The sequence below is a fragment of the Sphingobium nicotianae genome, assembly GCF_018603885.1.
GTDB classification, from domain to species: Bacteria; Pseudomonadota; Alphaproteobacteria; order Sphingomonadales; family Sphingomonadaceae; genus Sphingobium; species Sphingobium nicotianae.
Window position 1 is genome coordinate 100,261 of the sequence record NZ_JAHGAW010000004.1, and the last position, 12,746, is coordinate 113,006.

21 protein-coding genes are annotated in these 12,746 nt (G+C 62.5%); all 21 read left to right on the forward strand.

Annotated features, from left to right (window positions below; all coding sequences use genetic code 11):
- The first annotated feature begins 218 nt into the window (after positions 1-218).
- The 21 genes from rpsL (at position 219) to rplF (ending at position 12,744) form a co-directional block, all read left to right on the forward strand.
- Positions 219-590, forward strand: coding sequence for a 30S ribosomal protein S12 (gene rpsL, locus KK488_RS06880; RefSeq protein ID WP_214622637.1), 372 nt, complete (start codon positions 219-221; stop codon positions 588-590).
- 15 nt (positions 591-605) lie between these two features.
- A complete protein-coding gene (gene rpsG / locus KK488_RS06885; RefSeq protein ID WP_214622423.1) occupies positions 606-1,076 on the forward strand; it encodes a 30S ribosomal protein S7 in 471 nt (156 codons plus the stop codon).
- Positions 1,077-1,181: 105 nt separating this feature from the next.
- On the forward strand, positions 1,182-3,275 hold the full coding sequence (fusA, locus tag KK488_RS06890; protein WP_214622424.1) for an elongation factor G: 2,094 nt from the start codon (positions 1,182-1,184) through the stop codon (positions 3,273-3,275).
- 111 nt (positions 3,276-3,386) lie between these two features.
- Positions 3,387-4,577: an elongation factor Tu gene (gene tuf / locus KK488_RS06895; RefSeq protein WP_214622425.1), complete on the forward strand. Its 1,191-nt coding sequence runs from the start codon at positions 3,387-3,389 to the stop codon at positions 4,575-4,577.
- Positions 4,578-4,719: 142 nt separating this feature from the next.
- Positions 4,720-5,031 carry a 30S ribosomal protein S10 gene (gene rpsJ, locus KK488_RS06900; protein WP_129403764.1) on the forward strand — a complete coding sequence of 104 codons (312 nt, stop codon included), beginning with the start codon at positions 4,720-4,722 and terminating at the stop codon, positions 5,029-5,031.
- A gap of 243 nt (positions 5,032-5,274) precedes the next feature.
- Positions 5,275-6,039, forward strand: coding sequence for a 50S ribosomal protein L3 (gene rplC / locus KK488_RS06905; RefSeq protein ID WP_214622426.1), 765 nt, complete (start codon positions 5,275-5,277; stop codon positions 6,037-6,039).
- A gap of 2 nt (positions 6,040-6,041) precedes the next feature.
- Positions 6,042-6,668, forward strand: a complete 627-nt coding sequence (rplD, locus tag KK488_RS06910; protein WP_214622427.1) for a 50S ribosomal protein L4 — start codon at positions 6,042-6,044, stop codon at positions 6,666-6,668.
- Complete coding sequence (locus KK488_RS06915; RefSeq protein WP_214622428.1) at positions 6,661-6,981, forward strand: 50S ribosomal protein L23; 321 nt, start codon at positions 6,661-6,663, stop codon at positions 6,979-6,981. The genes rplD and KK488_RS06915 overlap by 8 nt, the downstream gene beginning before the upstream one ends.
- A 12-nt stretch (positions 6,982-6,993) precedes the next feature.
- Entirely contained in the window at positions 6,994-7,830 is an 837-nt protein-coding gene (gene rplB, locus KK488_RS06920) for a 50S ribosomal protein L2 (RefSeq protein ID WP_214622429.1), read from the forward strand.
- A 3-nt stretch (positions 7,831-7,833) separates the two neighbouring features.
- Complete coding sequence (gene rpsS / locus KK488_RS06925) at positions 7,834-8,112, forward strand: 30S ribosomal protein S19 (protein WP_214622430.1); 279 nt, start codon at positions 7,834-7,836, stop codon at positions 8,110-8,112.
- Positions 8,112-8,492: a 50S ribosomal protein L22 gene (gene rplV, locus KK488_RS06930; protein ID WP_214622431.1), complete on the forward strand. Its 381-nt coding sequence runs from the start codon at positions 8,112-8,114 to the stop codon at positions 8,490-8,492. Before rpsS ends, rplV begins: the two co-directional genes overlap by 1 nt.
- Positions 8,493-8,496: 4 nt before the next feature.
- On the forward strand, positions 8,497-9,192 hold the full coding sequence (gene rpsC, locus KK488_RS06935; RefSeq protein WP_214622432.1) for a 30S ribosomal protein S3: 696 nt from the start codon (positions 8,497-8,499) through the stop codon (positions 9,190-9,192).
- A gap of 19 nt (positions 9,193-9,211) precedes the next feature.
- Entirely contained in the window at positions 9,212-9,643 is a 432-nt protein-coding gene (gene rplP / locus KK488_RS06940) for a 50S ribosomal protein L16 (RefSeq protein ID WP_214622433.1), read from the forward strand.
- A 5-nt stretch (positions 9,644-9,648) separates the two neighbouring features.
- The gene (gene rpmC / locus KK488_RS06945) at positions 9,649-9,852 is read left to right on the forward strand and encodes a 50S ribosomal protein L29 (RefSeq protein WP_214622434.1); all 204 of its coding nucleotides are present in this window, start codon (positions 9,649-9,651) and stop codon (positions 9,850-9,852) included.
- Positions 9,853-9,867: 15 nt separating this feature from the next.
- The gene (rpsQ, locus tag KK488_RS06950) at positions 9,868-10,131 is read left to right on the forward strand and encodes a 30S ribosomal protein S17 (RefSeq protein WP_214622435.1); all 264 of its coding nucleotides are present in this window, start codon (positions 9,868-9,870) and stop codon (positions 10,129-10,131) included.
- A gap of 71 nt (positions 10,132-10,202) precedes the next feature.
- On the forward strand, positions 10,203-10,571 hold the full coding sequence (gene rplN / locus KK488_RS06955) for a 50S ribosomal protein L14 (protein ID WP_214622436.1): 369 nt from the start codon (positions 10,203-10,205) through the stop codon (positions 10,569-10,571).
- Positions 10,571-10,888, forward strand: a complete 318-nt coding sequence (gene rplX, locus KK488_RS06960) for a 50S ribosomal protein L24 (RefSeq protein WP_214622437.1) — start codon at positions 10,571-10,573, stop codon at positions 10,886-10,888. Before rplN ends, rplX begins: the two co-directional genes overlap by 1 nt.
- Positions 10,881-11,456: a 50S ribosomal protein L5 gene (gene rplE / locus KK488_RS06965; protein ID WP_214622438.1), complete on the forward strand. Its 576-nt coding sequence runs from the start codon at positions 10,881-10,883 to the stop codon at positions 11,454-11,456. The genes rplX and rplE overlap by 8 nt, the downstream gene beginning before the upstream one ends.
- Before the next feature lie 41 nt (positions 11,457-11,497).
- Positions 11,498-11,803: a 30S ribosomal protein S14 gene (rpsN, locus tag KK488_RS06970; protein WP_214622439.1), complete on the forward strand. Its 306-nt coding sequence runs from the start codon at positions 11,498-11,500 to the stop codon at positions 11,801-11,803.
- Between the two features lie 12 nt (positions 11,804-11,815).
- Positions 11,816-12,211, forward strand: a complete 396-nt coding sequence (gene rpsH / locus KK488_RS06975; protein WP_214622440.1) for a 30S ribosomal protein S8 — start codon at positions 11,816-11,818, stop codon at positions 12,209-12,211.
- Positions 12,211-12,744, forward strand: coding sequence for a 50S ribosomal protein L6 (gene rplF, locus KK488_RS06980; protein WP_214622441.1), 534 nt, complete (start codon positions 12,211-12,213; stop codon positions 12,742-12,744). The genes rpsH and rplF overlap by 1 nt, the downstream gene beginning before the upstream one ends.
- The last annotated feature ends 2 nt before the right edge of the window (positions 12,745-12,746 follow it).

Consider the following 12,746-nt stretch of genomic DNA (forward strand, 5'->3'; position numbering starts at 1 on the left):
CGCCTGCTTCACAGCCCGTGAACCCGCTCTTTTCCTAGGATTCGGTCGGTCATTGGCAGGGGCAAGCAGAGCTGAACATTGCCTATGCTCTTGCGGGGCCAGGGGGTCGTTGACCACCGGGGCCCTTGTCGTTTCGGATGATTCCGGCGCGACAGCGCAAGCGAGGCGGACGGCAAAGTAACCGCCGGATTTTCCGGCAACGAAAGGTGAAGGGCTTCATGCCAACGATCAACCAGCTGGTCCGCAAGGGCCGCGAACCGCAGAAGGCCAAGTCGAAGGTCCCTGCGATGGAGCAGAACCCGCAGAAGCGCGGCGTCTGCACCCGTGTCTATACCGTGACTCCCAAGAAGCCGAACTCGGCGCTTCGCAAGGTGTGCAAGGTGCGCCTGACCAACGCGCGTGAGGTCATCAGCTACATTCCGGGCGAGGGTCACAACCTCCAGGAGCACAGCGTCGTGCTGATCCGCGGCGGCCGTGTGCGCGACCTTCCCGGCGTGCGTTATCACGTTCTTCGCGGCGTTCTTGACACCCAGGGCGTCAAAGACCGCAAGCAAAGCCGTTCCAAGTACGGCGCCAAGCGTCCGAAGTAAGGGAGACACAGAACCATGTCACGTCGTCGTCGTCCCGAAAAGCGGGTCATCCTGCCCGATCCCCAGTATGGTGATCAGGTTCTCTCCAAGTTCATGAACAGCGTCATGTACGACGGCAAGAAGGCCGTCGCCGAGCAGATCGTCTATGGTGCGCTCGAGACCGTCGAGGCTCGCGCCAAGAAGGATCCGATCGCGGTCTTCCACGACGCGCTCAACAATGTGAAGCCGGGCATCGAGGTCCGCAGCCGTCGCGTCGGCGGTGCGACCTATCAGGTCCCGGTCGAGGTGCGCCCCGAGCGTGCCCAGGCGCTTGCCATCCGCTGGCTGATCACCGCCGCGCGCAACCGCAGCGAGACCACCATGGCTGCACGCCTCTCGGGCGAGCTCATGGACGCTGCCAACAACCGCGGCAACGCCGTCAAGAAGCGCGAAGATACGCATCGCATGGCCGAAGCGAACCGCGCCTTCTCGCATTACCGCTGGTAAGCACTATATAAGGAGAAACGGGGCGAGCCGGATGGTTCTGCCCCGCTTCCCAATTTCAGAAGCCTCGCCAAACAGCCGCGCTGACGCGGCAACGGAGTAAGACTCATGGCCCGCAGCCACCCGCTCGAGCGGTATCGCAATTTCGGCATCATGGCGCATATCGACGCCGGCAAGACGACGACGACCGAGCGCATCCTTTATTACACCGGCAAGTCCTACAAGATCGGCGAAGTCCATGACGGCGCTGCCACAATGGACTGGATGGAGCAGGAGCAGGAGCGCGGCATCACGATCACGTCCGCTGCCACGACCTGCCTGTGGAAGGCTGACGAAGGCAAGGGCCCCGAGCACCGCCTGAACATCATCGACACGCCCGGACACGTCGACTTCACCATCGAGGTCGAGCGTTCGCTGCGCGTTCTCGACGGCGCGGTGGCTGCGTTCGACGGCGTTGCCGGCGTTGAGCCGCAGTCGGAGACTGTCTGGCGCCAGGCCGACAAGTATGGCGTTCCCCGGATGTGTTTCATCAACAAGCTCGACCGCACCGGCGCCGATTTCTATTATTGCGTACAAACGATCATCGATCGCCTGGGCGCCAAGCCGGCTGTCCTGTATCTCCCGATCGGTGCCGAAGGCGACTTCAAGGGCCTCGTGGACCTCGTGCAGAACCGCGCCATCATCTGGAAGGATGAAGCGCTGGGCGCCGAGTTCTACTATGAGGAAATCCCGGCCGATCTCGCCGACAAGGCTGCCGACTATCGCAATCAGCTCATCGAGCTTGCCGTCGAGCAGGACGATGAGGCGATGGAAGCCTATCTGGAAGGCAACGAGCCCGACGTCGCGACGCTCAAGAAGCTGATCCGCAAGGGCACGCTGAACCAGAGCTTCGTTCCCGTGCTGTGCGGCTCGGCGTTCAAGAACAAGGGCGTGCAGCCCCTGCTCGACGCCGTCGTCGACTATCTGCCGAGCCCGCTCGACATCGAGGACGTGCAGGGCGTTAACCCCGACACGAACGAGCCGGACAGCCGCGCGACGAGCGATGAGGCTCCGTTCGCCGGCCTTGCGTTCAAGATCATGAACGATCCCTTCGTGGGTTCGCTCACCTTCCTGCGCGTCTATTCGGGCACGCTGACCAAGGGCAGCTATCTGAACTCGGTCAAGGACAAGAAGGAAAAGATCGGCCGCATGCTGCTCATGCATGCTAACTCGCGCGAGGACATCGATGCGGCCTATGCCGGCGACATCGTTGCGCTGGCCGGCATGAAGGAAACGACGACGGGCGACACGTTGTGCGCCGAGCGTCAGCCGATCATCCTGGAGCGCATGGAGTTCCCCGAGCCGGTCATCGAGCTGTCGGTGGAGCCCAAGACCAAGGCCGACCAGGAGAAGATGGGCATCGCGCTCAATCGTCTCGCTGCCGAGGATCCCTCATTCCGCGTCTCGACCGATCACGAGTCGGGTCAGACCATCATCAAGGGGATGGGCGAGCTTCACCTCGAAATCCTGGTCGACCGCATGAAGCGCGAGTTCAAGGTCGAGGCGAATGTGGGTGCACCTCAGGTGGCCTATCGCGAATATCTCGCGAAGCCGGTCGATATCGACTACACGCACAAGAAGCAGTCGGGCGGCACCGGGCAGTTCGGTCGCGTGAAGGTGAAGATAACTCCCGGCGAGCGCGGCTCGGGCATCGTCTTCAAGGACGAGATCAAGGGCGGCAACATTCCGAAGGAATATATTCCCGCTATCGAGAAGGGCATGCGCGAGACGGCGGCGACCGGTTCGCTCATCGGCTTCCCGATCATCGATTTCGAGATCCTGCTGTACGATGGCTCGTATCACGACGTTGACTCGTCGGCGCTGGCATTCGAAATCACAGGTCGCGGCGCGATGCGCGAGGCTTCGCAGAAGTCGGGGATCAAGCTGCTCGAGCCTGTGATGAAGGTCGAGGTGGTGACGCCGGAGGAATATCTCGGCGATGTCATCGGCGACATGAACTCGCGGCGTGGTCAGATCCAGGGCACTGACTCGCGCGGCAACGCGCAGGTCGTTGAGGCGATGGTGCCACTTGCCAACATGTTCGGCTATGTGAACACGTTGCGGTCCTTCACGCAGGGGCGCGCCAACTATTCGATGCAGTTCTCGCATTATGACGAGGTGCCGCAGAATGTGGCCGACGAGGTGAAGGCGAAGCTCGCCTGATCCGGCGTTTCGGACTGGATTTATGAAAATTTGCTGTTATGGGGGCGCCTTCGCAAGGCTTCCCCGAGCGGTTGAAACCAAGCTATTGAGCGAAAAGAGGTAGGTAGGAAAATGGCTAAGGCTAAATTTGAGCGGACGAAGCCGCACTGCAATATCGGCACCATCGGTCACGTCGACCACGGCAAGACCTCGCTGACCGCAGCCATCACCAAGGTGCTGGCCGAGACCGGCGGCGCCACCTTCACGAGCTACGACAACATCGACAAGGCTCCCGAGGAGCGCGAGCGCGGCATCACCATTTCGACGGCGCACGTCGAATATGAGACGACGAAGCGCCACTATGCGCACGTCGACTGCCCGGGTCACGCTGACTATGTGAAGAACATGATCACCGGTGCCGCCCAGATGGATGGCGCGATCCTCGTCGTGTCCGCGACCGACGGCCCGATGCCCCAGACCCGCGAGCACATCCTGCTCGCCCGTCAGGTCGGCGTGCCGCAGATGGTCGTGTTCATGAACAAGGTCGACCTCGTTGATGACGCCGAGATCCTCGAGCTCGTCGAGCTGGAAATCCGCGAGCTGCTTTCCAGCTACGATTTCGACGGTGACAATATTCCGATCATCGCCGGTTCGGCTGTCTGTGCCCTCAACGGTACCCAGAACGAGATCGGCCATGACGCCGTTCTCAAGCTGATGGCTGCCGTCGACGACTGGATTCCGCAGCCCGACCGTCCGGTCGACAAGCCCTTCCTGATGCCGATCGAAGACGTGTTCTCGATCTCGGGTCGCGGCACGGTCGTCACCGGTCGCGTCGAGACCGGCATCGTCAAGGTTGGCGAGGAAGTCGAGATCGTCGGCCTCAAGGACACCAAGAAGACGACCGTCACGGGCGTCGAGATGTTCCGCAAGCTGCTCGATCAGGGCGAAGCCGGCGACAACATCGGCGCGCTGATCCGCGGCGTTGGCCGTGAGGAAGTTGAGCGTGGCCAGGTTCTCTGCAAGCCGGGCTCGATCAAGCCGCACACCGAGTTCGAATCGGAAGTGTACGTGCTGTCGAAGGAAGAGGGTGGCCGTCACACGCCGTTCTTTGCCAACTATCGTCCGCAGTTCTACTTCCGCACCACGGACGTCACGGGCGAGGTCGTCCTTCCTGCGGGCACCGAGATGGTGATGCCGGGCGACAACGTGAAGCTGGGCGTCAAGCTCATCGCGCCGATCGCGATGGAGCAGGGCCTGCGCTTCTCGATCCGCGAGGGCGGCCGTACGGTCGGCTCGGGGGTTGTGTCGGCCGTCACGAAGTAATATAGGCAGCAAGCCGTCCGGGTCGGGTGATTCGGACGGCTTGCTATTTTCGCCGCTTCGCGCGGATCCCTGAGCGCTTCAGGTGCCGGGATCATCAGGGTGAGGCGGTTTTGTTTTGGCTCTTTCACATCGGTAGTGGATAATGGAAACGCAGAATATTCGTATTCGTCTGAAGGCATTCGACCATCGTGTGCTCGACCAGGCGACCGGCGACATCGCCGACACAGCCCGTCGTACGGGTGCTCTCATTCGCGGTCCCATTCCCCTGCCGACCCGCATCGAGAAGTTCACGGTCAACCGTGGCCCTCATGTGGACAAGAAAAGCCGTGAGCAGTTCGAGGTTCGCACCTACAAGCGTATGCTTGATATCGTGCAGCCGACGCCGCAGACTGTCGACGCGCTGATGAAGCTCGACCTCGCCGCCGGCGTGAACGTCGAGATCAAACTGGCCTGATGGCCATAGCGAGGCGTCCCTTAGGGGTTGCCTCGCGATGACATGGATACCGCCGGGCGAGCCCGGGCCGCGTCCTCCGTCGTTCTCTCCCGGTCTTCGGGCAAGAGAGCATCCAGCCCGGACGGGGAAACGCATCGCAACATCGGGTTGGCCGCTTGGGCGCAGTTGCGCATCCTGGGCGGTTTTTTCGTTGGATAAGCCCCTGTCGTCAAACACATGGGCCTCTATTGGAAGGATTTGATCATGCGCACAGGCGTGATCGCGAAGAAAGTGGGTATGACCCGCCTGTTCCAGGACGACGGCCGCCACGTGCCCGTCACCGTCCTGGCGCTCGAAGGCAATCAGGTCATCGCCCGTCGCGAGATGGATCGGGACGGCTATGTGGCCGTTCAGCTGGGTGCTGGCACGGCCAAGGCGAAGAATGTCGCCAAACCGCAACGCGAGCATTTCGCCAAAGCGGAAGTGGAGCCCAAGGCGCAGGTCGCCGAGTTCCGTGTCGCCGAGGACGCCCTGCTCGATGTTGGCGCGGAAATCGCCGCCGACCACTTCATTCCCGGTCAGATGGTGGACGTCACCGGCCACACGCAGGGCAAGGGCTTTGCTGGCGCCATGAAGCGCTGGGGCTTCGGCGGCATGCGCGCCACGCATGGCGTGTCGATCAGCCACCGTGCCCATGGTTCGACCGGCAACCGCCAGGATCCGGGTCGCGTGTTCAAGAACAAGAAGATGGCCGGCCACATGGGCGACCGTCAGCGCACGCAGCAGAATCTCGAGATCGTCCGCACGGACGTCGAGCGCGGCCTGCTCTTCGTCAAGGGCAGCGTCCCCGGTTCGAAGGGCACCTGGCTGCTTGTCAAGGATGCCGTGAAGATCGATCGTCCCGCCGATGCGCCGTATCCGGCCAGCATCAAGTCGGCGGCGAACACTAATGTCGCTGAGGAGCCCGAGATCGAGACGCCCGTCGAGGACGTCGCGGCGCCCGAGGCCACTGAAGGCCAGGAGGGCTGATCATGAAACTCAAGGTTATCACCCTGGACGGCGGTAAGGCATCCGGCGACGTTGAACTCAACGACGACGTGTTCGGCCTCGAGCCGCGTGCGGACATCTTGCACCGCGTCGTCACCTGGCAGCTCGAGAAGCGTCGCGCGCCTGCGTCCGGAACGCGCGAGCGTTCGGATGTTGCTCGCACGGGCAAGAAGTTCGGTCGCCAGAAGGGCGGCGGCACGGCGCGTCACGGCGATCGCCGTGCGCCCATCTTCATCGGCGGCGGCAAGGCCCATGGTCAGCGCACGCGCACTTTCGGGCACTCGCTCAACAAGAAGGTTCGCGCACTCGGCCTGAAGATGGCGCTCTCTGCCAAGGCCAAGACGGGCGCGATCACCGTGCTCGACAATCTCGACGTCCAGGACGGCAAGACCAAGGCGCTCGCCGGTCAGCTCGCCAAGCTGAACCTCAACAAGGCGCTGTTCATCGACGGCGAGGCAATCAACGTCTCGTTCGCGAAGGCCTCGTCCAATCTCGTCGGCATCGATGTGCTCCCCGCCATCGGCGCTAATGTCTATGATATCCTGCGCGCGGACAGCCTGGTGCTGACCCGGGCTGCAGTCGAGCAGCTGGAGGCGCGCTTCAATGGCTAAGAAGCAGGCAGCAACTGCGGCCATCGCGACGCGTCATTATGACGTGATCGTCGCGCCGCACATCACCGAGAAGGCGACCCTGGTCTCTGAGCACAACGCTGTTGTGTTCAAGGTGGCGAAGGACGCTTCCAAGCCCGAGATCAAGGCGGCGGTCGAAGCGCTGTTCGGCGTCAACGTCAAGTCGGTCAACACGATCGTGACCAAGGGCAAGACCAAGAAGTGGAAGGGTAAGCCCTACACCCGGTCTGACGTGAAGAAGGCTGTTGTGACGCTGGCCGAAGGCCAGTCGATCGACGTCACCACCGGTATTTGAGGCGCGAGATAGATGGCACTCAAGACATATAATCCGACGAGCCCGGCCCAGCGCGGCCTGATCCTCGTCGACAAGTCCAGCCTGCACAAGGGCAAGCCCGTCAAGGCGCTGACCGAAGGCAAGCGCAAGACCGGCGGCCGCAACAACAAGGGCCATGTGACATCGCGCGGCATCGCGGGCGGTCACAAGCAGCGCTATCGCATCATCGACTTCAAGCGTCGTTTCTGGGACGTCGAAGGCACGGTGGAGCGCCTGGAGTATGACCCGAACCGCACTGCGTTCATCGCGCTGGTGACCTATCCCGACGGCACCCAGGCGTATATCCTGGCGCCGCAGCGTCTCGCGCCTGGCGACAAGGTGGTTGCCGGCAAGAAGACCGACGTGAAGCCGGGCAACGCGATGGAACTGGGTCAGATGCCGGTCGGTACGATCATCCACAACATCGAGATGAAGCCGGGCAAGGGCGGGCAGCTCTGCCGCTCGGCGGGTACCTATGCCCAGCTCGTCGGCCGCGATCGCGGCATGGTGATGGTGCGTCTCGGTTCGGGTGAGCAGCGCTACATCCGCTCGGATTGCATGGCGACGGTTGGCGCGGTCTCGAACCCCGACAATCAGAACCAGAATCTCGGCAAGGCCGGTCGCACCCGTTGGATGGGCCGTCGCCCGCTGACCCGCGGCGTTGCCAAGAACCCGGTCGATCACCCGCATGGCGGTGGTGAAGGCCGCACCTCGGGCGGCCGTCATCCGGTTACCCCGTGGGGCAAGCCGACCAAGGGTGCCCGCACCCGTCACAACAAGTCGACCGACAAGATGATCATCCGGTCGCGTCACGCTAAGAAGAAGAGGTAAGCGATGGCTCGCTCCGTCTGGAAAGGTCCTTTCGTGGACCTGCATCTGCTCAAGAAGGCAGAAACCGCGCAGGAGAATTCGGGCCGCGGAGGTCCGATCAAGACCTGGTCGCGTCGTTCGACGATCCTGCCTCAGTTCGTTGGCCTGACGTTCAACGTCTACAACGGCCGCAAGCACGTTCCCGTCTCGGTGAACGAGGACATGGTCGGCCACAAGCTGGGTGAGTTCGCGCCGACGCGCTACTTCCCCGGCCACGCCGCTGACAAGAAGGGCAAGCGCTGATGGGCAAGGAAAAATCCCCCCGCCGCGTGGGCGCCACCGAGGCGCTCGCGGTCGGCACGCAGATCCGTGGTTCGGCGCAGAAGCTGAACCTCGTTGCGGCTCTCATCCGCGGCCGCAAGGTCGAGGACGCACTCAATGTCCTTGCTTTCTCGAAGCGCGCCATGGCCGTCGACGTCCGCAAGGTGCTCGCCAGCGCCATCGCGAACGCGGAGAATAACCACAATCTCGACGTCGACGCGCTCGTCGTCGCCGAGGCTTCGGTCGGCAAGTCGTTCACGATGAAGCGCTTCCATGCGCGCGGTCGTGGCAAGTCGACCCGGATCCTGAAACCGTTCAGCCGCGTGCGTATCGTCGTTCGCGAGCAGACTGAAGAGGCGTAAGCACATGGGTCACAAGAGCAACCCCATCGGTCTGCGTCTGCAGATCAACCGCACCTGGGACAGCCGCTGGTTCGCCGAAGGTCAGGACTATGGCCGTCTGCTGCTTGAGGATCTCAAGATCCGCAAGTATGTCATGAAGACGCTGCCACAGGCCGCGATCTCCAAGGTGGTGATCGAGCGCCCGGCCAAGCTGTGTCGCGTTTCCATCTACGCTGCCCGTCCCGGTGTCATCATCGGCAAGAAGGGCGCGGACATTGAGAAGCTGCGCAAGAAGCTGGGCGAGATGACCAAGAGCGACGTGTCGCTCAACATCGTCGAGATCCGCAAGCCGGAGATCGACTCCCAGCTCGTCGCGCAAGGCGTCGCCGACCAGCTCGAGCGTCGCATCGCCTTCCGTCGCGCCATGAAGCGCGCCGTGCAGAGCGCGCTACGTCTGGGCGCCGAGGGCATCAAGATCACGTGCGGCGGCCGTCTCGGCGGCGCCGAGATCGCCCGCGTCGAGTGGTATCGCGAAGGCCGCGTGCCGCTCCACACGCTGCGCGGCAACGTCGATTATGCCGAAGCGACGGCGCACACGGCTTATGGCGTGTGCGGCGTCAAGGTCTGGATCTTCAAGGGCGAGATTCTCGGCCATGATCCGATGGCCACCGATCGCCTCATGCTGGAGGCTCAGACCTCCGGCGTGCGCCCGGCGCGCTGACAGGAATAGGTAGAGCATCATGCTGCAACCGAAGAAAACCAAGTTCCGCAAGACCTTCAAGGGTCGCATCAAGGGCGACGCGAAGGGCGGCACGGACCTCAATTTCGGATCCTATGGTCTCAAGGCCATGGAGCCGGACCGGGTGACCGCGCGTCAGATCGAGGCGGCTCGCCGCGCGATCACGCGTCACATCCGTCGTCAGGGCCGTCTCTGGATCCGCGTCTTCCCGGACGTGCCGGTGTCGAAGAAGCCGGCCGAAGTCCGTCAGGGCAAGGGCAAGGGTTCGATCGAATATTGGGCGGCGCGCGTGAAGCCCGGCCGCATCCTGTTCGAGCTGGACGGCGTTCCCGGCCCGCTCGCCGCGGAGGCGTTCAGCCGCGCAGCGATGAAGCTGCCGATCAAGACCAAGGTGGTGGCGCGTCTCGGCGACACCTCGCATCTGGGAGCATGATGGTCATGTCCAAGATCAGTGATTTCAATGCGAAGACCGACGACCAGCTGTCGACCGATCTGGGCGAGTTGAAGCGGGAGCAGTTCAACCTGCGCTTCCAGGCCGCGACCAACCAGCTCGAGAAGCCGAGCCGTATTCGTGAAGTGCGCCGCGACATCGCGCGCATCAAGACCCTGCAGACCGAGCGTTCGCGCTCGGCCGCGAAGTAAGAAGGAAACAGACCCATGCCCAAGCGCGTGCTGACGGGAACGGTGGTTTCCGACAAGGGTGACAAAACGGTCGTCGTGCTGGTGGAGCGTAAGGTGAAGCACCCGCTCTACGGCAAGATCATCCGCCGCTCGAAGAAGTACCACGCCCACGACGATGCCAACCAGTATCATGAGGGCGAGACGGTTCGCATCGAGGAGACCGCTCCGATCTCCAAGCTGAAAACCTGGAAGGTGATCGAGCGTGTCGACACGCACAAGTCGCCCGAAGTGGCGCATTGAGCGGACCCTATTAAAGTTTAACGGAACCACCGGGGCATCCCGGCAGGCCAATTGAGAAGGAACCGGATCCAATGATCCAGATGCAATCCAATCTTGAGGTCGCTGACAACAGCGGCGCCAAGCGCGTCCAGTGCATCAAGGTGCTCGGTGGCTCGAAGCGCCGTTTCGCGAGCGTCGGCGACATCATCGTCGTCTCCGTGAAGGACGCTGCGCCCCGTGGCCGCGTCAAGAAGGGCGACGTGCACCGCGCCGTGATCGTGCGCACCGCGAAGGACGTCCGTCGTGCCGACGGCAGCGTCATCCGCTTCGACACGAACGCGGCCGTGCTGGTGAACAAGAATGCGGAGCCGATCGGCACGCGCATTTTTGGCCCGGTGGTTCGCGAGCTGCGTGCGAAGAACTTCATGAAGATCATCTCGCTCGCACCGGAGGTGCTGTGATGAGCGCTGCACGTATCAAGAAGGGTGACAACGTCGTCGTTCTGGCTGGCAAGGACAAGGGCCGCACCGGCACCGTCCTGCAGGTCATGCCGAAGGATGACAAGGTGCTGGTCGAGGGCCTCAACATCCACGCGCGTCACCGCAAACCCGACCAGGCGAACCCGCAGGGCGGCATCGACCGCAAGCCGGCGCCGCTGCACATTTCAAACGTCGCGATTGCCGGCAAGGACGGCAAGGCCACGCGCGTCCGCTTCGAGGAGCGTGATGGCAAGAAGGTCCGTGTCGCGGTGAAGACCGGGGAGGTCATCAATGGCTGACAAGTATATCCCGCGCTCGCGCAAGCTCTATGACGACACGATCGTCAAGGCGATGACCGAGAAGTTCGGCTATAAGAACCACATGGAAGTTCCGAAGATCGACAAGATCGTTCTGAACATGGGTGTGGGCGAGGCGACCCAGGACAAGAAGAAGGTCACTCAGGCCGCCGAGGAAATGGAGCTGATCGCCGGTCAGAAGCCGGTCATCACCAAGGCGAAGAAGTCGATCGCGCAGTTCAAGTTGCGCGAGGGCATGCCGATCGGTGCGAAGGTGACGCTGCGTCGCGAGCGCATGTACGAGTTTCTCGATCGTCTCGTGACGATCGCGATGCCCCGCATCCGCGACTTTCGTGGCCTCAACCCGAACAGCTTCGACGGCCGCGGCAACTATGCCTTCGGCATCAAGGAGCAGCTGATCTTCCCGGAGATCAGCTACGATAAGATCGAGAAGATTCGTGGCATGGATATCATCGTGACCACGACGGCCCGGACGGACGATGAAGCGCGCGAGCTGCTGCGCCTCTTCGGTTTCCCGTTCCCCCTCGACGCTGACAAGCAGGCCGCCTGAGCGTGGCCGGATCTAGAATCTAAGGAAGAGAGCTTAAGTCCATGGCGAAACTGAGTTCGATCAACAAGAATGAGCGTCGCAAGAAGCTGGTGAAGAAATATGCCGGCAAATATGCGAAGCTCAAGGCGATCGCGGGCGACACATCGCTCGACGATGGCGAGCGCCTGATGGCCCGCCTGCAGATGGCCGAGATCCCCCGCAACGGCAATCCGACCCGGATTCGCAACCGTTGCGAACTGACCGGCCGCCCGCGCGCATATTACCGCAAGTTCCGACTGTGCCGCATTCAGCTGCGCGATCTGGCCAACAAGGGTCTGATCCCCGGCGTCACCAAGTCGAGCTGGTAAGGATAGACAGAGATGGCATTGACCGATCCCCTGGGTGATCTGCTCACCCGCATCCGCAACGGCCAGCGGGCGCGCAAGGATAGCGTGGTTTCCCCCGCATCCAAGCTGCGCGCGCGTGTGCTCGACGTGCTCCAGCGCGAGGGCTATATCCGCGGTTATTCCGAAGAGGACGTCGCCGGCCACAACGGCCTGCGCATCGAACTCAAATATTTCGAGGGCGAGCCTGCGATCAAGCATGTCGCGCGCGTCTCGAAGCCTGGCCGCCGCGTCTATTCGGGCTCCAAGGAGCTGCCGATCGTGCGCAACGGCCTGGGCATCACCATCGTCTCGACGCCTCGGGGCGTGCTTTCGGACACCGAAGCGCGCGCTCAGAACGTTGGCGGCGAAGTGCTGGCGGAGGTATTCTGATGAGCCGCATCGGTAAAAGGCCGGTCGCCATTCCTTCGGGCGTGACCGCGACCATCGAAGGTAGCCAGCTGTCGGTCAAGGGTCCCAAGGGCACGCTGACCCTGCAGATGCGCGACGAGATCAGCTATGTGGTCGAGGAGGGCGCCATCGTGGTGAAACCCGCCAATGCCACTAAGGCCGCTCGCGCATTCTGGGGCATGCAGCGCACGCTCGTGGAAAACCTGGTCACTGGCGTGACGCAGGGCTTCTCCAAGAAGCTGCTGATCACTGGCGTGGGCTACCGCGCCAACTCGCAGGGCAAGACCCTCAAGCTGCAGCTCGGCTACAGTCATGATGTCGATTACGCGGTGCCCGAGGGCATTGAGATCAAGACCCCGGACAACACCACGGTCGAGATCAGCGGCATGGACAAGCAGAAGGTCGGCCAGGTGGCCGCAGAGATCCGCCGCTGGCGCAAGCCGGAGCCCTACAAGGGCAAGGGCATCAAATATGACGGCGAGTTTATCTTCCGCAAAGAAGGCAAGAAGAAGTAAGC

Excerpts from the sequence above, each read along its gene's own strand:
- rpsL (WP_214622637.1), top strand. The coding sequence starts at position 219 with ATGCCAACGATCAACCAGCTGGTCCGCAAGGGCCGCGAACCGCAGAAG.
- rpsG (WP_214622423.1), top strand. The coding sequence starts at position 606 with ATGTCACGTCGTCGTCGTCCCGAAAAGCGGGTCATCCTGCCCGATCCC.
- fusA (WP_214622424.1), top strand. The coding sequence starts at position 1,182 with ATGGCCCGCAGCCACCCGCTCGAGCGGTATCGCAATTTCGGCATCATG.
- tuf (WP_214622425.1), top strand. The coding sequence starts at position 3,387 with ATGGCTAAGGCTAAATTTGAGCGGACGAAGCCGCACTGCAATATCGGC.
- rpsJ (WP_129403764.1), top strand. The coding sequence starts at position 4,720 with ATGGAAACGCAGAATATTCGTATTCGTCTGAAGGCATTCGACCATCGT.
- rplC (WP_214622426.1), top strand. The coding sequence starts at position 5,275 with ATGCGCACAGGCGTGATCGCGAAGAAAGTGGGTATGACCCGCCTGTTC.
- rplD (WP_214622427.1), top strand. The coding sequence starts at position 6,042 with ATGAAACTCAAGGTTATCACCCTGGACGGCGGTAAGGCATCCGGCGAC.
- KK488_RS06915 (WP_214622428.1), top strand. The coding sequence starts at position 6,661 with ATGGCTAAGAAGCAGGCAGCAACTGCGGCCATCGCGACGCGTCATTAT.
- rplB (WP_214622429.1), top strand. The coding sequence starts at position 6,994 with ATGGCACTCAAGACATATAATCCGACGAGCCCGGCCCAGCGCGGCCTG.
- rpsS (WP_214622430.1), top strand. The coding sequence starts at position 7,834 with ATGGCTCGCTCCGTCTGGAAAGGTCCTTTCGTGGACCTGCATCTGCTC.
- rplV (WP_214622431.1), top strand. The coding sequence starts at position 8,112 with ATGGGCAAGGAAAAATCCCCCCGCCGCGTGGGCGCCACCGAGGCGCTC.
- rpsC (WP_214622432.1), top strand. The coding sequence starts at position 8,497 with ATGGGTCACAAGAGCAACCCCATCGGTCTGCGTCTGCAGATCAACCGC.
- rplP (WP_214622433.1), top strand. The coding sequence starts at position 9,212 with ATGCTGCAACCGAAGAAAACCAAGTTCCGCAAGACCTTCAAGGGTCGC.
- rpmC (WP_214622434.1), top strand. The coding sequence starts at position 9,649 with ATGTCCAAGATCAGTGATTTCAATGCGAAGACCGACGACCAGCTGTCG.
- rpsQ (WP_214622435.1), top strand. The coding sequence starts at position 9,868 with ATGCCCAAGCGCGTGCTGACGGGAACGGTGGTTTCCGACAAGGGTGAC.
- rplN (WP_214622436.1), top strand. The coding sequence starts at position 10,203 with ATGATCCAGATGCAATCCAATCTTGAGGTCGCTGACAACAGCGGCGCC.
- rplX (WP_214622437.1), top strand. The coding sequence starts at position 10,571 with ATGAGCGCTGCACGTATCAAGAAGGGTGACAACGTCGTCGTTCTGGCT.
- rplE (WP_214622438.1), top strand. The coding sequence starts at position 10,881 with ATGGCTGACAAGTATATCCCGCGCTCGCGCAAGCTCTATGACGACACG.
- rpsN (WP_214622439.1), top strand. The coding sequence starts at position 11,498 with ATGGCGAAACTGAGTTCGATCAACAAGAATGAGCGTCGCAAGAAGCTG.
- rpsH (WP_214622440.1), top strand. The coding sequence starts at position 11,816 with ATGGCATTGACCGATCCCCTGGGTGATCTGCTCACCCGCATCCGCAAC.
- rplF (WP_214622441.1), top strand. The coding sequence starts at position 12,211 with ATGAGCCGCATCGGTAAAAGGCCGGTCGCCATTCCTTCGGGCGTGACC.